The 16,429-nt window shown below is 49.8% G+C and carries 15 protein-coding genes; 6 read left to right on the forward strand and 9 right to left on the reverse strand.

Annotation, left to right across the window (positions count from 1 at the left end; translation table 11 throughout):
- Positions 1–15 precede the first annotated feature (15 nt).
- The 8 genes from rng to RGU75_RS11900 form a co-directional block, all read right to left on the reverse strand.
- Positions 16–1,494: a ribonuclease G gene (gene rng / locus RGU75_RS11865; protein WP_322236146.1), complete on the reverse strand. Its 1,479-nt coding sequence runs from the start codon at positions 1,492–1,494 to the stop codon at positions 16–18.
- Entirely contained in the window at positions 1,491–2,111 is a 621-nt protein-coding gene (locus RGU75_RS11870) for a Maf family protein (RefSeq protein WP_322236148.1), read from the reverse strand. The genes rng and RGU75_RS11870 overlap by 4 nt, the downstream gene beginning before the upstream one ends.
- Before the next feature lie 112 nt (positions 2,112–2,223).
- Positions 2,224–2,694: a 23S rRNA (pseudouridine(1915)-N(3))-methyltransferase RlmH gene (rlmH, locus tag RGU75_RS11875; RefSeq protein WP_322236150.1), complete on the reverse strand. Its 471-nt coding sequence runs from the start codon at positions 2,692–2,694 to the stop codon at positions 2,224–2,226.
- A 12-nt stretch (positions 2,695–2,706) separates the two neighbouring features.
- On the reverse strand, positions 2,707–3,357 hold the full coding sequence (gene rsfS / locus RGU75_RS11880; protein ID WP_322236152.1) for a ribosome silencing factor: 651 nt from the start codon (positions 3,355–3,357) through the stop codon (positions 2,707–2,709).
- Entirely contained in the window at positions 3,358–4,026 is a 669-nt protein-coding gene (locus RGU75_RS11885) for a nicotinate-nucleotide adenylyltransferase (RefSeq protein WP_322236154.1), read from the reverse strand. It abuts the gene before it with no gap.
- Between the two features lies 1 nt (position 4,027).
- Entirely contained in the window at positions 4,028–4,963 is a 936-nt protein-coding gene (gene hemF, locus RGU75_RS11890; RefSeq protein WP_322236156.1) for an oxygen-dependent coproporphyrinogen oxidase, read from the reverse strand.
- A gap of 380 nt (positions 4,964–5,343) precedes the next feature.
- Positions 5,344–6,618, reverse strand: coding sequence for a phosphoribosylamine--glycine ligase (purD, locus tag RGU75_RS11895; RefSeq protein WP_322236158.1), 1,275 nt, complete (start codon positions 6,616–6,618; stop codon positions 5,344–5,346).
- Positions 6,619–6,859: 241 nt separating this feature from the next.
- Positions 6,860–7,588, reverse strand: coding sequence for a YebC/PmpR family DNA-binding transcriptional regulator (locus tag RGU75_RS11900; RefSeq protein WP_322236160.1), 729 nt, complete (start codon positions 7,586–7,588; stop codon positions 6,860–6,862).
- A 102-nt stretch (positions 7,589–7,690) separates the two neighbouring features.
- Between RGU75_RS11900 and RGU75_RS11905 the strand changes: the two genes are divergently transcribed.
- From RGU75_RS11905 to RGU75_RS11925, 5 genes are all read left to right on the forward strand, one after another.
- Positions 7,691–9,193 (forward strand): DUF853 domain-containing protein, encoded by a 1,503-nt coding sequence (locus tag RGU75_RS11905; protein WP_322236162.1) that lies wholly within the window; start codon positions 7,691–7,693, stop codon positions 9,191–9,193.
- A gap of 306 nt (positions 9,194–9,499) precedes the next feature.
- Positions 9,500–10,411, forward strand: coding sequence for a DMT family transporter (locus RGU75_RS11910; protein ID WP_322236164.1), 912 nt, complete (start codon positions 9,500–9,502; stop codon positions 10,409–10,411).
- Positions 10,412–10,413: 2 nt separating this feature from the next.
- Positions 10,414–11,193 (forward strand): SDR family oxidoreductase, encoded by a 780-nt coding sequence (locus RGU75_RS11915; RefSeq protein WP_322236165.1) that lies wholly within the window; start codon positions 10,414–10,416, stop codon positions 11,191–11,193.
- A gap of 189 nt (positions 11,194–11,382) precedes the next feature.
- The gene (locus RGU75_RS11920; protein WP_322236167.1) at positions 11,383–12,357 is read left to right on the forward strand and encodes a quinone oxidoreductase; all 975 of its coding nucleotides are present in this window, start codon (positions 11,383–11,385) and stop codon (positions 12,355–12,357) included.
- Positions 12,358–12,379: 22 nt separating this feature from the next.
- Positions 12,380–12,559, forward strand: a complete 180-nt coding sequence (locus tag RGU75_RS11925) for a hypothetical protein (RefSeq protein ID WP_322236169.1) — start codon at positions 12,380–12,382, stop codon at positions 12,557–12,559.
- Positions 12,560–12,693: 134 nt separating this feature from the next.
- On the opposite strand, the gene RGU75_RS11930 is transcribed toward RGU75_RS11925, so the two are convergent.
- Complete coding sequence (locus RGU75_RS11930; RefSeq protein ID WP_322236170.1) at positions 12,694–13,332, reverse strand: DUF4136 domain-containing protein; 639 nt, start codon at positions 13,330–13,332, stop codon at positions 12,694–12,696.
- Between the two features lie 367 nt (positions 13,333–13,699).
- Between RGU75_RS11930 and pepN the strand changes: the two genes are divergently transcribed.
- Positions 13,700–16,426, forward strand: coding sequence for an aminopeptidase N (pepN, locus tag RGU75_RS11935; RefSeq protein ID WP_322236172.1), 2,727 nt, complete (start codon positions 13,700–13,702; stop codon positions 16,424–16,426).
- Positions 16,427–16,429: the final 3 nt, after the last annotated feature.

Raw genomic sequence — 16,429 nt, forward strand, 5'->3', positions numbered from 1 at the left:
GACTGTCCTGGAAGCCTACATCAAAATAATGTCGTACTGCTCTTGCGGATAAACCGTTTCGACTTGCAATGAAATCGGTTTAGAGATGAAATCGCCGAGCATGGCGAGATGTTGTGACTCCTCCTCTAAGAACATGTCAACTACCGCTTGCGATGCCAGAATGCGAAATTCACGCGGGTTGAATTGTTTTGCTTCGCGCAACACCTCTCGCAAAATTTCGTAACACAGCGTGCGGGCGGTTTTGACTTGTCCTTTGCCATTACATACCGAGCAGGTTTCGCACAGAATATGTGCCAACGATTCACGCGTGCGTTTGCGCGTCATCTCGACTAAGCCCAGCGCCGAAAAATCGGATACCGATTTCTTGGTCCGATCACGCAATAAGGCTTTGTTGAGTTCGGACAATACTGCTATCTTATGCTCGACATTTTCCATGTCGATAAAGTCGAGGATGATGATGCCACCAAGGTTACGCAACCTGAGCTGGCGGGCGATGGCGTGGGCGGCTTCCAGATTGGTTTTAAAAATGGTGTCGTCAAAATTGCGACCATTGACGAAGCTGCCAGTATTGACATCAATCGTGGTCATTGCCTCGGTCTGATCGACGATCAGGTAACCACCAGATTTAAGCGGCACACGACGACTCAATGCATTCAGAATCTCTTCTTCAACACCGTACAAGTCAAATAATGGTCTTTCGCCTGTGTAGTGGATTAAGCGCGCATTGACGGACGGCGTGTAGGTACTGGCAAATTCTTGCAGCTTGATAAAATTCTCGCGCGAGTCGACCTGAATACTGGTCGTTTTATCGTCGACAAAGTCACGCAGCACGCGTTGCGCCAGACTTAAATCTTGATGCAGTAGCGTCGGTGCCGGACGGCTTTTTGCCAGCTGTGTGATCGAAGACCAGGTTTTACGCAGGTATTCAATATCCATTTGCAGATCGGTGTCGGACGCATCTTCAGCCATGGTGCGAATGATGAAGCCGCCTTTCTCCTCGGGTGGAAGCAACTGTTGTACTTTAGTACGCAACAATTCGCGTTCTGCTTCGTTTTCGATGCGCTGAGAAATACCAATGTGATTATCTTGCGGCAGATACACCAGCATGCGGCCAGCGATGGAAATTTGGGTGGATAATCGTGCGCCCTTGGTCCCGATAGGGTCTTTAACAACCTGTACCATCAACGGTTGTCCGTCGAATAACAGCTTTTCAATCGGCATCGGTATCGTTGGCTGTCCATCGGCTGCTGGTACTCCACGCACGCGGGCTTCCCATATATCGGCCACATGCAAAAAGGCCGCTCGCTCCAATCCAATATCGATGAATGCGGATTGCATGCCGGGTAAAACGCGGACGACTTTGCCAAGATAGACATTTCCGGCCAATCCGCGGGATAAGGTGCGTTCGATATGTAATTCTTGCACAGCGCCTTGAAAAATCAGCGCGACACGCGTTTCTTGCGGGGTAATGTTAACCAGTATGTCTTCGCTCATAAAATATCGATTCCTGCCTGTTGTAATAGTTGAGCGGTTTCAAAAAGGGGTAAACCCATAATGCCGGAATGACTACCATTGATACGTTTGATGAACATGGCAGCAAATCCCTGGATACCATAGGCCCCGGCTTTGTCGTAAGGTTCTGCCGTCGCGCAGTAGCTTCGGATTATTTCATCGCTAAGGGTTTGAAAAACCACTTCAGATGTTTGTGTTATTTGCCAGGATTGCAGCTGATACACCACAACAACGCTGGTCAATACCTGGTGCGTTCGGCCTGACAATTGTCGCAACATATTTACTGCTTCTGCGTTATCGGCCGGTTTGCCCAATATTTTATTATCAATGGTGACTGTCGTATCTGCGGCGAGGAGCGGCCTCATTGGCAACTTACGCTGCTGCATGGTGTGGAAAGCAAATGCGGCCTTTTCCAGGGTAACGCGTTCTACATAAGCGGTTGGCTGCTCATTTGAAAGGACTTCCTCACTGACATCTGGTCCGCGTGGGGTGTTTTCGCGTAATAAGAGTAGCTCAAAATCCACACCAATTTGACGTAAAAGTTCACGTCTTCGGGGACTTTTTGATGCAAGATAAATTTTTTGGTTCCAGATTTTCATTATTTGGGCAGTAGCATTCTTCCTAAATAACCTGTTAATTCAGGTAACCTAATTTACCTCATTTTTGGTCGAACTCATACTCGCCGGATTGATATCCGTGATATCCGGCGCACTAAATCCTGTGATAAGGATGATTTTGGGTAATTGACCAGGCCCGATAAAGCTGTTCCGCCAAAAGCACCCGTACCATGCCATGCGGTAGCGTTAAACTGGAGATACGCAGCAGCGTGTCCGCCTTTGCTTTAAAAGCAGGATCAAGACCGTCGGCGCCGCCGATAATAAATGCGACGTCGCGGCCATCTTGTTGCCATTGGATCAAATGCTGCGATAGTTGCACCGAGGTCAGGTCTTTGCCGTGCTCATCCAGAGCGACGATGCGAACACCTTTGGGCAAGACAGCTTCTATGCGACCACGCTCAAGCGCTATGGCAGTTTCCGCCGTCTTGCTGCTGGAGCGATCAACCGGTTTGATTTCTTTGAGGACGATCCGGCAATCCGGCGGCATGCGCTTTGCATACTCGCCGAATCCGGTCTCAATCCAGGTCGGCATTTTGTGGCCGACCGCAGCGATGATGAGCTGCACGTTAACCTACACTCAGGCTTCGTCTTTTGGTTTAGCTGGCGCACGCGCTGTCGTCGGCGCTTTTCTTACTGGCGCTTTCCTTGGCACAGTGGCGGCTTTATGCGCAGCATTTTTGGTAGTGACGCTTTTCGATGACTTTACTTTGATGGTTTTGCCGACCGCTTGTTTAGGATCGCTTTTTACCGGTTTTTTGCGTGCAGGTGCTTTTTTCGGTGCATCGACTTCTGGTGCCAACGCTTGTGACGTGGTCAGATGACGCGACACTTTCTTCGCGGCAGCACCTTCTTCAGCGTCCGGTGCCGTGCGTTGAGAAACACGTTTGGCAGCGCCCATTTTGACTTCTTTTTCGCCCCAGATTTCTTCCAGACGATAATAAGCGCGAATCGCCGGTTGCATGATATGCACGACCATATCACCCAAATCGACCAATACCCATTCTCCGGTACCTTCGCCTTCGACGCTTAAAATATTGCCGCCGTTTTCTTTGACCTTGTCGCGGACCGATGCAGCAAGTGCTTTGGTCTGACGATTGGAGGTGCCGGACGCGACCACGATGCGATCAAACAAGCTGGTCAGATGGGATGTATCAAATACGCGGATTTCTTGCGCTTTGACGTCTTCTAGAGCGTCAATGACGAGGCCTTGCAGTTTTTTGATTTCCATTTAATTCTTATAAAGATGGTGTTGTTCAATATAGTCTAGCACTACCGCCGGGATCAGCGAGTCTGGTCTTTTTCCAGAGTGCAATGCAGCACGAATTTTTGTTGCTGATATGTCTACAAATAGGTTTTCCGCCAGATAAGTCAACCCGTGCGGACTCTGGCGAATCTGCTCGGGGGTCGCTGCGCGGCGCGTAAATTCGCGCGTGACCTCGGGCGGTACCTGTGATGCATCCAGCGCAAAGCCGGGCCGGGACGCTACTCCCAGATGCGCATAATTGAACAGTTTGTCCCAACCCTGCCAAGTATTCAGATGTTGTAACTGGTCAGCACCCATTAAAAAGATAATGGACGCCTCCGGACCCAGTTCAGCCCGTAACGATTGCAGCGTATCAATAGTGAAAGTCGCCGTTTGGCGCTCGATTTCCTGCTGATCGATGACGACCTTGACGGCCTGGTCGCTAAAAGCGCGTCGTACCATTTCTACCCGATCCGCGGCACTTGCTTCCAAACCGTGCTTTTGCCAGGGATTACCTGTTGGAATCACGCGCAAGAGATCTGGTGATAGCAAGGTGACAAAGTAACGGGCCAGAGCCACGTGACCGTCATGAACCGGATCAAAACTACCGCCTAAAACAGCGACGCAACAACGTGGATGTTGATCAGCACGCATGTCAGAGCCAGTCTCGATGAATCAGGAAATCCGAATATAGCCGTGCTTCCGGGCTTCCTGCGGTTGGTTGCCAGTTATAGCGCCATTTGACCACTGGTGGCATCGACATCAGGATCGACTCGGTACGACCACCGGATTGCAAGCCGAACAAAGTGCCGCGATCATACACTAGATTGAATTCAACATACCGTCCACGACGATATGCTTGAAAATCGCGTTGTTGTTCGGTAAATGGTATTTCTTTGTTATTACTCAAAATCGCACCATACGCGGGGATGAAGGCATTGCCGACACTTTGCATCATGGCGAAGCTTTGGTCGAAGCCAAGCTGATTGAAATCGTCAAAGAAAATGCCGCCCACGCCGCGCGGCTCCTGACGATGTTTCAAATAAAAATACTCATCGCACCATTTCTTGAAGCGGGGATATAAAGCCTGATCGGTATTTTTATCTGCATCAGTATCGAATGGCGTCAATGCGTCACGGCAAGTACGATGAAAGTGGCGGGTGTCCTCTTCCGAGCCATAATACGGCGTCAAGTCCAGGCCGCCACCAAACCACCAGATCGGCTCTTTGCCTTCTGCTGTAGCGGTAAAAAATCGTACATTCATATGCACGGTTGGTGCATGGGGATTACGCGGATGCATGACTAGTGACACGCCCATCGCTTCCCATTGACGTCCAGCAAGTTCAGGTCGACTGGCAGAGGCAGATGGTGGGAGGGTTTTCCCCATCACATGGGAAAAGCCGACGCCGCCGCGCTCAAACACATTACCTTCTTCGATAATGCGTGAAATACCGCCGCCGCCTTCCGGGCGATCCCAACTATCGATACCGAAGGGTTGTCCGTCGATATGCTCCATGGCAGCCACAATGCGCGTCTGCAGATCCAGCAAGTAGGATTTGACCGCCGTTGCGGACGGGATATTTGATGTCATTACGTTAAAGGACAAAGAATGCACAAATTGCAAAAAAATCGCGCATCAGTGTGCGCGGATCATATAAATCACGGGATAGCAGGGATTGTACCTTGCCGAGGCGGTCCTTGATAGCGGAATGGCAAAGGACGGTTGATTACCAACTTTTAATTAATGTGGATTTGGGTTAGTAATACACATTATTAATAGCCCTCAGTATTGATTCTGGCGAAATCGCCACTTTGCCGTTTTAAGGTACAACGAATCATTATTACCTAGGAAACATTTAGTTGCTTTTGATACCTCGGTTTGGCGTTCATTGCGGGGAACATTGTAAAAGCATCTAGTTATCGTTTATTGATAGCAAGATTTTTAACGCAAATTGACGCAGCCAAGGCGACTTATCCAGGCCGTTTTATCGCACGCCAGCCAATGTCACGACGAAATTGCGCACCGCTAAAATGAATGATGTCGACGATGTTATAAGCGTGCTTTTGCGCTACTTTGACGCTGTCGCCTAGGCCAACAACGCATAGGACGCGTCCGCCGGAGGTGGTTAGTCGCGTCCCGTTCAGTGTCGTGCCAGCATGAAAAGTGATGGCGTCCGCAGTCTCAGGGGGAATACCAGAAATCAGATCGTCGTTGCGCGGCGCGTCAGGATAACCAGCGGCAGCCATAACGACACCTAACGCGGTGCGGCGGTCCCATTCCAGTTCGATGGTATCGAGCGTGTTGTTGACGGCGTGTTCCATCACCATCAGCAAATCGGTTTTCAGGCGCGCCATAATCGGTTGCGTCTCGGGATCGCCCATACGGCAATTGAATTCGATGGTCTTTGGGTTGCCCTTGTCGTCAATCATCAAGCCAGCGTATAGAAAGCCGGTAAAAGGATTGCCTTCTTTCGCCATGCCTTGGATGGTCGGTGTAATGATGTCGCGCATGACGCGCGCATGCACCGCGGGGGTGACGATCGGTGCAGGGGAATAAGCGCCCATGCCGCCGGTGTTCGGTCCCTGATCGTCATCTTTTAAGCGTTTGTGATCCTGGCTAGTGGCAAGGGCAAGAATATTTCTGCCATCGACCATGACGATGAAACTGGCTTCTTCGCCGGTCAGAAAGTCTTCGATGACAACGCTTGATCCGGCGGTACCGAATTTGTTGTCAGCCAGCATCATATCTACTGCCGCATGCGCTTCCTCTGGTGTCATCGCAACGACCACGCCTTTACCTGCAGCAAGTCCGTCAGCCTTGATGACAATTGGCGCACCCTTTTGGTCAAGATAGCGATGCGCGGCTTCGACGTCGGTGAACGTTTGATAATCTGCTGTGGGGATCTTGTGGCGCTGCATGAAGGCTTTAGCAAAATCCTTGGAACTTTCCAGTTGCGCCGCTTCTTTGGTCGGGCCAAAAATTTTGAGGCCACGGTCCCGGAATACGTTCACGATTCCGCCAGCTAACGGTGTTTCAGGGCCAACGACGGTGAGGGCGATGCGCTCTTTTTCAACAAAGTCTGCCAGTGCTGAATAATCGGTAATGTCGACGTTTTGCAGGCGTGAATCGAGTGCAGTACCCCCGTTACCGGGCGCAATAAAGACGGTTTGGATACGGGGCGATTGGGCGATTTTCCACGCTAGTGCATGTTCACGGCCACCAGAGCCAACGACGAGAATTTTCATAAGATGTCCGGTTTTACGCATTTGTTGCTGACTATGCCGCCGATAAGAGCGCGGTCAGATGCCTGCAAATAGTGCTATCAATAGTTGCCAAAAAGAGATGGCAGAAAGGTTTATGAAAATAAGTTGATTTAAATAAATAAATAAATAAATAAATAAATAAATTTAATTTCATTAAATTTCATTAAATTTAAATCAACTTGATGCCATTTAATTACATAAGCCTAAGCACCTAAGCATGCTATCAATGATCTTCAATAATGGCGTTGCTGAAAACTTCCTGAACGTCGTCCAGATTTTCCAGCGCATCCAGCAATTTTTGCATTTTGACTGCATCTTCACCCGCGAACATTGTTTCAGTCGCTGGCTTCATGATGATTTCGGCCATTTCTGCTTTAAAGCCTGCTTTTTCAAGCGCCGACTTCACTACCGAGAACTCAAACGGTGCGCACAATACTTCGATTCCGCCTTCTTCATCGGTAATAACGTCGTCAGCGCCCGCTTCCAGAGCGGCCTCCATCAACGCATCTTCGTTGGTACCGGGCGCAAATAGGAATTGACCGCAATGTTTAAACATAAAGGCGACTGAGCCTTCAGTGCCCATATTGCCACCGTTTTTCAAGAACGCATGACGGACTTCAGCCACGGTGCGAATTTTGTTGTCAGTCATGCACTCTACGATGATGGCGGCGCCATTAATGCCATAGCCTTCATAGCGGACTTCTTCGTAGTTGACACCATCCAGTTCACCCGCACCGCGCTGAGTTGCGCGGACTACGTTATCCTTGGGCATATTGGCGTCGCCTGCTTTGTCGACTGCGAGGCGTAATCGCGGATTGGTGTCTGGGTCGCTACCGCCCATCCGGGCTGCGACGGTGATCTCTTTGATCAAGCGGGTCCACACTTTGCCGCGTTTGGCATCGGTGGCTGCCTTTTTATGCTTGATATTGGCCCATTTACTGTGTCCCGCCATGATGGTTCTTTCTTGCTGTAGTTAGCTATAATCAAAGCAGCATTTTATCATAGTGCACCCTCTCAAAAATCGACTTTACCGTCGCTCAGACCAAACAAAATTATGCTCAATCCCCTTCTGATTGCTAAAAATACCCAGCACGACCTTGCTTTGTTACCTGCTCTGGTGAATCGCCATGGCTGCATCACAGGCGCTACCGGCACGGGCAAGACGGTGACGCTGAAGGTGTTCGCGCAGGCGCTATCGGATATCGGAGTGCCGGTTTTTATGGCTGACGTCAAAGGTGACTTGTCTGGAATCGCCAAAGCAGGGACGCAATCGGCAAAATTGAAGGAACGTTTGGCAGCACTTGGCATGGATGAACCGCAATGGGCCGCTGCCCCGGTGACGTTTTGGGATGTCTTCGGAGAGCAAGGTCATCCGATCCGGGCCACTATTTCCGATCTTGGGCCACTTTTGTTAGCCCGCATGCTCAATCTTAACGACACTCAGCAAGGTGTCTTGCAACTGGTATTTAAGATTGCCGATGACAATGGCCTGTTATTGCTCGATACGAAGGATTTGCGGGCGATGTTGCGGTATGTCGGTGACAACGCGCCTGATTTTAAAACCGAATACGGCAATATCTCGGCGGCCAGTATCGGTGCCATTCAGCGCGGATTGATTGGTATTGAAGAGCAGGGCGGAGATAATTTCTTCGGTGAACCGATGCTGAATATCGACGATTTGTTGCAGACTAACGGCGATGGCAAAGGGATCGTGAATATTTTAGCTGCTGATAAACTCATGCAATCGCCGCGTCTGTATTCAACTTTTTTGTTGTGGCTGCTTTCAGAATTGTACGAGCAACTTCCTGAAGTGGGCGATCTGGATAAGCCAAAGTTGGTGTTTTTCTTTGATGAGGCACATTTACTGTTTGCCGAAGCGCCTAAACCATTGCTACAGAAAATTGAACAAGTGGTGCGTTTGATTCGCTCAAAAGGAGTGGGTGTCTACTTTGTGACACAAAATCCTCTGGATATACCGGATACGGTGCTCGGTCAATTAGGTAATCGTGTACAGCATGCCTTACGCGCTTATACGCCGCGGGATCAAAAAGCGGTGCAAGCCGCAGCGGACACATTCCGCGCTAACCCCAGTTTAAATACGTCGCAGGTCATTAGTGAACTTGGTGTTGGCGAGGCGTTAGTTTCTTTCCTGGACGAAAAAGGCCGACCGACCATTGTTGAGCGTGCGTATATTCTGCCGCCAGCATCGCAAATCGGGCCGATTTCGCAAGAGGAGCGTCAGCAGTTGATTGCCGGATCAATCGTCGCTGGTGTGTACGACACCGCGGTTGATCGGGAGTCTGCATATGAAAAATTGAAAGGTCGTACCGCAGCGACTTCAACGGGTGGCGCTGACGTCACTGTGCCTTCAACTATTCCCGCTACTGGCGGTTCGTGGACTGACGCATTAGGCGGTATGTTGGGTGGCAAAACCGGTTCTGGTAGCCGGGATACGTTGGTCGAAACCGTTGTGAAATCGGCTGCTAGAACAATGGGTTCGCAGTTAGGGCGGCAAATTATTCGTGGCGTTCTCGGATCGATTTTTAAAGGAAAGTAATCGATCGCATTCTGTGCTGGCCGGAGACTACTGCCTCGCAGAAATTGACAGTTTTTGCTCGCAGGCGATAAATTAAATATTCGCTCCACGCTCCTTCTGTGTCGCTTGGGCCGAAGATAGCATTGATCGCGTGGTTATTTGTGTTGTAGCTATTGATCTGCGTCGTCAATAGCTCCGTTTCAATCGAACAGGAATGCGGGCCTGACATGGGGCCTTTACCTTCCGTCGATACCTGCTTTGTGTAGACGACTCTGCTTAAATCACGCTATCAAAACGCAATTTTTTTATACCATTTACAATCCTAATATGACATCTTTACCGTTGCAGTCAGTCGACCGCAAGATTTACCTTAGTGGCTTGGCAATTGGCATTATCGGGGCTGTTCTTTTTTCTGCCAAAGCAATCGTGGCAAAGTTGATTTATCGGTACGATGTTGACGCCGTGACGTTAATTATGTTTCGTATGCTATTCGCGTTTCCTTTGTTTGCAGTGGTTGCAATATGGAAAACCCGGTCCGCGCCACCGCTGGCAAATATTGACCGTATTCGTATCGTGATATTGGGTCTAGTGGGATATTACTTGTCGAGTTTTCTCGATTTTATGGGTCTGCAATATATATCAGCGGGGTTGGAGCGGTTGATTTTGTTTTTGACGCCGTCGTTTGTTTTATTGCTGTCGTTTTTCTTTTACCAGCGACGCGTTACGTTGCTTGAATGGGGAGCTTTAGGGCTTTCTTATTTGGGCACCGTTTTGGTATTTATACATGACGTGCGACTGGGCGGGCCTGATATCGGATTGGGCAGTGCACTAGTGCTAGGCGCAGCGATTACGTATTCGTTCTATCTTTTATTGTCGGGTGAATTGGTGAGCCGTGTCGGTGCGTTGCGATTGGTGGCGTATGCAATGTGTATTTCTTGTGTCGCTTGCGTAGTGCAATTTTTTCTTTTGCGTCCGGCTTACATGATCGTGCAACCGACAGCTGTGTATGGCTTATCTTTGATTAATGCGGTTTTTTGTACAGTATTACCGGTATTTTTAACGATGATTGCGGTGGCACGGATTGGTGCCGCGACTTCGGCGCAAGCCGGCATGGTCGGGCCGGTTTCAACCTTGTTTTTGGGCGCGCTCATATTGGATGAACCGATTACGGGTATTCAGCTGGCAGGAACCGGATTGGTGTTAACGGGTATTTATCTGATTTCAAAGAAGAAAGTTTAAAAATGGATCTTGGAATTCGTGGCAAGCAAGCCTTGGTCTGCGGTGCCAGCAAAGGATTAGGACGCGGATGTGCTGAAGCATTAGCGGGCGATGGCGTCAATTTAACATTGGTAGCACGGACAGCGGAAACGCTGGAGCAAACGGCGCAGCAGTTGCGCGATGCCTACGGCGTTGAGGTAATTGCTGTTGTCTGTGATATCACCACAGCGGAGGGGCGAGCGCTGGTGTTGGCTGCTTGTCCGCAACCGGATATTTTGGTGACTAATGCTGGCGGTCCACCGATGGGTGATTTTCGTGATTGGCAGCGGGACGACTGGATCAAGGCGCTTGACGCCAATATGTTGACGCCGATTGAACTGATTAAGGCCACTGTGGATGGCATGATCGCCCGTGGTTTTGGTCGTATCGTGAATATCACATCAAGCTCGGTGAAAGCGCCGATTGACGTACTCGGTTTATCGAACGGTGCGCGTTCTGGTCTTACCGGATTTGTTGCAGGTATTGCTCGCAAGACAGTCGCACACAACGTAACGATCAATAATTTATTGCCGGGTGCGTTTGATACTGATCGTTTGCGTTCGATGCAGGCCGCATCTGCTTCAGCTAACGGTACGACCATTGAGCAAGTACAGCAAGCAAGAGCTGGGCAAATACCAGCAAAACGATTTGGAAATGCCGCCGAATTTGGTGCGATGTGTGCATTTATGTGTAGCGCACATGCCGGTTACCTGACGGGGCAAAATATTTTGCTCGACGGCGGCGCTTATCCGGGCACCTTTTAAAAATAAATTAAAAATTGCCTGTTGGTTGAATGTTTCTTGCAGTCTCGGCGGCCTCGACTCTCGGCACCTCGTACTGTTTTGTCAGAGGGTAATAAGCAGTGAGTTACCCGAACAAATTTGTGTCAGACTCATCGTTTAGGTTGGCCTTGTAAATAACAGAGCATTTTTTTATTTAGAATCGAGAAAATAATGGTTAAAGCAATCGTAATTCGCAAGACAGGTGGTCCTGAGGTGATGGAGTACGTCGATGTTGAAGTTGGCGAGCCTGGGCCGGGCGAAGTCAGAATTCGGAATGTTGCATGCGGGGTAAATTTTATCGATGTCTATTTCCGAATCGGCTTGTATCCGCAACCGCTGCCCGGTGGTGTGGGGCAAGAGGGCGCTGGCGTAATCGAGGCTGTCGGGTTGGGTGTTCTTGGTTTTAAACGGGGTGATCGCGTCGCCTATGCAGGGCGGCCAAATGGCTCCTATTCCGAAGTCCGCCTGATGCCTGTGGCGATGCTGGTTAAATTACCAGACGAGATTTCGTTTGATGTCGCAGCCGCTTCCCTGTTACAAGGGCTGACGGTTCAATATTTGTTCAGACGGACCTTTCCCGTAAAAGAGGGCGACACCATACTATTTCACGCGGCCGCTGGCGGGGTAGGGCTGATTGCCGCGCAGTGGGCGCGTTCGCTCGGTGTGAAGATGATCGGCACGGTCAGCTCAGACGAGAAAAAAGCGTTGGCGCTGGCCGCAGGTTGCACCCATGTGATCAATTCGAAGACCGAAAATATCGTTGAGCGGATGAAGGAGTTCACCAATGGCAAAGGCGTGCCCGTGGTGTTCGATTCGATTGGCAAGGATACCTTCATCGACTCATTGGATTGTCTCTCGCCGCTCGGAACGATGGTCAGCTTTGGTAGTTCTTCCGGACCGGTGCCACCGTTTAGCTTGAATGAACTGGTTTCGCGCGGTTCGTTATCCATTACACGACCATCGCTGTCACACTACATCTCGACGCGTGCCGAGCTTGATGCGGCCGCTGCTGATTTGTTTCAAATGATCGGTAGTAAAAAAATCGTGATCGATATCAATCAACGTTATGCTCTAAAAGATGCTGCGCAGGCGCACATCGATCTGGAAGGGCGTAAAACAACTGGCTCGACGATTCTGATTCCTTAATTTTTTTATTATAAAGTAAGCCATGAGCGACAAAATCGAACACCAGGAAACGGTCCATGAAAATAATCCAATGGGCCATCCAGAAGAGCAGCCGACCGGTACGGATGGTACGCCGAAATTTGGTCGCTTGCTAATAGTGCTGATATTAATGGTGATCTTGATTGGCTTTATTACGTTTGCCAGCGAGTGGTTTTATACCTGATTGTTTCAACATTAGTCTCAATTGGCTAATAAATTCCGCCACAAACGATGAAACCTGCGCCTGTCGTAAAGACATGGTGCAGGTTTCCATCGAACTATTCCTTGAGCATAGCAGCTACCCGATTTGGTGGGTCACTATTTGCTGTCTTCAACTTTTAGCTTTACCTGCCGTGGAACACCGCTTTGCCCAGGGAAGTCGCTAAATGCGCTACGGATTAAATAAGGCATTACCTTTGGCAATGCGCTGACTCGTCCCTCGCTGACAACGGTCACGTCATACAATTTTTTGGCGTCGCTGATGCGGGAAATGCCAACATTTGCACGGCGTGTGAATACCTGAAAATTCAGCTCGCGCTGGGTCACTACCGGTGTGCCGTACCAAAATGGATCATTGAATGGGCCGTAGAATCCGCGGTATCCCCATCCTGGACCATAGAACGGAGACCCATAAAAACCAGGATCAATCACCACTGGTTCCACAACGTGCACGTCGCGCGCGGTGACACCGTATGTTAACGCTACAGTTAGCGCGGCTTGCGCGCGGTTTGCCGGTTCGGTAAAGCCAAGCCGTTGAAGCTGCTGGCGCACCAGGTTCTCGTAGTTGCGGTATTCAAGATCATTATCTTGCTCGGTTGAGTGGGTAAAGGTGAATGACTTGTTGGTCAGATCAGCGGGCCACTCGTTGAACGCCGTGACGTCACTACGGATGAAAGAGGCGCAACCAGCCAGTAGCAAACACATCGCAGCCATACAAAGAACTAAAAACCGTTTCATAATTTTCCTCGGTAGAGCGCAATAAAAAAATTCTCGTCTGTTGGGTGGACCGTATTCTTGGAGTGAAATATTGCCGTAGAGTTCATCCCTGATAACTCGACGTGAAATAACGCTAACGTCGGCGATCCGTCGTTATCGCGAGCACTTCTTCTTATAGGGGATTGTACGCGTCCGTCTGTGATTCTGTTTGTCATGGACTAGTGACGCTTGTTCGTGGTCTGAATGGCTGGGGTTGTGCTCAAACAATGTAATAACAATACGCCTTTACATCTCATGCCCTGACCAAGCGTTACAGCCAAATTGCATGAACATTCGGCGGTTGCTTGGTAGAATCGTGTTTTCTACGAATTTCTCATCACTAGATCCTATGCGTAACGATACGGCAGCAACACCATCTACGATTTATCGTAAAGATTACACCGCTCCTTCTTACTGGGTTGATACGGTAGATATGGGTTTCGATCTTGATCCCGCTTCGACTCGGGTTGCTACCCGCATTGTGATGCGCCGTAATCCGGCAAGCCTTGACAAAGGAATCGTACTGGTGGGTGAGGAGCTGGAACTGATCAGCTTGCGTCTGAACGGCAAGCAGTTAAAGTCAGGCCAGTATCAGTTGCAGGGCGGCACGTTGCGAATCCCGCTTGCGCCAGCCAAAGTTACTCTTGAAATTGAAACGCTGACCCAACCAGAAAAAAATACGTCGTTAATGGGTTTGTATGTGTCGAATGGTAATTTTTTCACACAGTGTGAAGCGGAAGGTTTCCGCAAGATTACGTATTTCCCGGATCGCCCGGACGTGATGGCGAAGTACACCGTCATGCTGCGCGCTAATAAGAAAAAATATCCAGTGCTGTTATCAAATGGCAATCTGATCGAAAAGGGTGATTTGGGTGATGGTCGCCATTATGCAAAATGGGAAGACCCGTTCAAAAAGCCTTCGTATTTATTCGCGCTGGTTGCGGGCAAGCTGGTTTGCCAGCAAGAAAAATATACGCTGAAATCAGGTCGTAAAGTATTGCTGCAAGTATGGGTCGAAAAAGGAAATCTCGACAAAACGCAACATGCGATGGATTCGCTCAAAAATAGTATTCGTTGGGACGAAGAGCGCTTTGGATTGGAGTTGGATCTGGATCGCTTCATGATCGTGGCGGTCGGTGATTTCAATATGGGCGCGATGGAAAATAAGGGTTTGAATATATTCAATACCAAATTTGTCCTCGCCAATCCGCATCTGGCAACCGATGTCGATTACGCCAATATCGAAGCGGTAGTCGGTCATGAATATTTTCATAACTGGACCGGAAACCGTGTCACCTGCCGTGACTGGTTTCAATTGTCGCTTAAAGAAGGATTGACTGTTTTCCGTGATCAGGAATTTTCTGCTGACATGGTCGGTACCGATAGTGGTCGTGCGGTGAAGCGTATCGATGATGTGCGCGTATTACGCCAGGCGCAGTTTCCAGAAGACGCGGGCCCGATGGCGCATTCAGTGCGTCCGGACGCGTATGTTGAAATCAACAATTTCTACACCGTTACCATTTACGAAAAAGGTGCCGAAGTTGTCCGTATGTATCAAACTTTGCTTGGGCGCGACGGATTCAGAAAGGGCATGGATCTGTACTTCAAGCGTCATGATGGTCAAGCCGTAGCCTGCGATGATTTTCGCGCTGCCATGGTGGATGCCAACGGTCGCGACTTGACGCAGTTTGAACGCTGGTACAGCCAGGCGGGAACCCCGCGTGTGCATGCTAAAACACATTACGATCCGATTAAAAAAACCTTCGACGTGACGCTGACGCAAACGTGTCTGCCTACACCGGGTCAAAAGAAGAAATTACCGTTCCATATTCCTGTGGCGATTGGTTTGGTTGGCAAAAATGGTAGCGATTTGCCGTTGCGCCTGAAAGGAGAAAGCGCAGTTGATCACAAAGACTTACCGACTGAAATTACCCGCGTTCTTGAGCTGACTAAAGCACAGCAAACCTTCCGTTTCATTGACGTGGCGGAACAGCCTGTGCCATCCATCCTGCGCAATTTTTCAGCGCCGGTTGTACTGGATGTTACGTATACAGATGCTGAACTGGCCTTCTTGCTGGCACATGACAGCGATCCATTCAATCGTTGGGAAGCGGGTCAACGGTTGGCCACCCGCAGCTTGCTTACGTTGACAATGACGGCTGCCGCAGCCGCAATGTCCGCCACCCCGAACGAAGCGTCATTGGAGGCTATGCTGAGCGCTGCGGGAGCGAATAGCGATGCGCTTGGCGAGGCTATGCGCATTATTTTGAACGATGCAACGCTGGATGAGGCTTTCCGGGAGTTGGCGATTACCTTGCCGTCTGAATCAGTACTGGCTGAGCAAACCGAGGTGATCGATCCGCAGGCAATTCATGCAGCGCGCCAATTTTTGCGCTCCAGCCTTGCGCAGACATTGCGTACTGACTTGTTGGCCGCATACCACGCCAATCAAACTCCCGGCGCTTATAGCGCAGATGCACTTTCTGCTGGTAAACGAGCGCTGAAAAATGTAGCGCTGTCGTATTTGATGGAAGGCGACGACGATGAGATACATGCACTGGCACAGCAACAGTACAACGATGCCACTAACATGACTGATCGCTTTGCTGCTTTGCTGGCTCTGACGAATAGCAGTGCGCCAGGAAAAATTGCTGCGTTATCGCAGTTTTATACCGATTTCGCGCAGGAGGCATTGGTGATCGATAAGTGGTTCGCGTTGCAAGCCATGGCACGCACCAGCGACGTAAATGCGGTCAGGGATTTGCTTAAGCATCCGGCCTTTACTTTCAGCAATCCAAATCGCGCGCGGAGTTTGATTTTCAGTTTCTGTAATAGCAATCCAGCCAATTTTCACGCTGTTGATGGCAGCGGTTATGCATTCTGGGCAGACCAGGTGATTGCTCTCAATAGCGTAAATCCGCAAGTTGCCGCTCGGCTGGCCCGTACGCTGGATCGCTGGAGAAAATATGCGCCGACGGTGCAAGAAAAAATGCGCGGCGCTTTAGAGCGCATCGCCGCAACACCGGATTTGTCCAAAGACGTGCTGGAAGTTATTTCCAAAGCACTTGCTCATTAATAT

The organism is Glaciimonas sp. CA11.2 (assembly GCF_034314045.1).
In the GTDB taxonomy this organism is placed as follows: Bacteria; Pseudomonadota; Gammaproteobacteria; order Burkholderiales; family Burkholderiaceae_D; genus Glaciimonas.

What these genes read in the sequence shown, in the direction of transcription:
- RGU75_RS11925 (WP_322236169.1), top strand. Translation starts at nt 12,380, where the DNA reads ATGAGCGACAAAATCGAACACCAGGAAACGGTCCATGAAAATAATCCA.
- purD (WP_322236158.1), bottom strand. Translation starts at nt 6,618, where the DNA reads ATGAAAATTCTCGTCGTTGGCTCTGGTGGCCGTGAACATGCACTAGCG.
- RGU75_RS11920 (WP_322236167.1), top strand. Translation starts at nt 11,383, where the DNA reads ATGGTTAAAGCAATCGTAATTCGCAAGACAGGTGGTCCTGAGGTGATG.
- RGU75_RS11930 (WP_322236170.1), bottom strand. Translation starts at nt 13,332, where the DNA reads ATGAAACGGTTTTTAGTTCTTTGTATGGCTGCGATGTGTTTGCTACTG.
- RGU75_RS11885 (WP_322236154.1), bottom strand. Translation starts at nt 4,026, where the DNA reads ATGCGTGCTGATCAACATCCACGTTGTTGCGTCGCTGTTTTAGGCGGT.
- RGU75_RS11915 (WP_322236165.1), top strand. Translation starts at nt 10,414, where the DNA reads ATGGATCTTGGAATTCGTGGCAAGCAAGCCTTGGTCTGCGGTGCCAGC.
- hemF (WP_322236156.1), bottom strand. Translation starts at nt 4,963, where the DNA reads ATGACATCAAATATCCCGTCCGCAACGGCGGTCAAATCCTACTTGCTG.
- RGU75_RS11870 (WP_322236148.1), bottom strand. Translation starts at nt 2,111, where the DNA reads ATGAAAATCTGGAACCAAAAAATTTATCTTGCATCAAAAAGTCCCCGA.
- pepN (WP_322236172.1), top strand. Translation starts at nt 13,700, where the DNA reads ATGCGTAACGATACGGCAGCAACACCATCTACGATTTATCGTAAAGAT.
- rsfS (WP_322236152.1), bottom strand. Translation starts at nt 3,357, where the DNA reads ATGGAAATCAAAAAACTGCAAGGCCTCGTCATTGACGCTCTAGAAGAC.
- RGU75_RS11910 (WP_322236164.1), top strand. Translation starts at nt 9,500, where the DNA reads ATGACATCTTTACCGTTGCAGTCAGTCGACCGCAAGATTTACCTTAGT.
- RGU75_RS11905 (WP_322236162.1), top strand. Translation starts at nt 7,691, where the DNA reads ATGCTCAATCCCCTTCTGATTGCTAAAAATACCCAGCACGACCTTGCT.
- rng (WP_322236146.1), bottom strand. Translation starts at nt 1,494, where the DNA reads ATGAGCGAAGACATACTGGTTAACATTACCCCGCAAGAAACGCGTGTC.
- RGU75_RS11900 (WP_322236160.1), bottom strand. Translation starts at nt 7,588, where the DNA reads ATGGCGGGACACAGTAAATGGGCCAATATCAAGCATAAAAAGGCAGCC.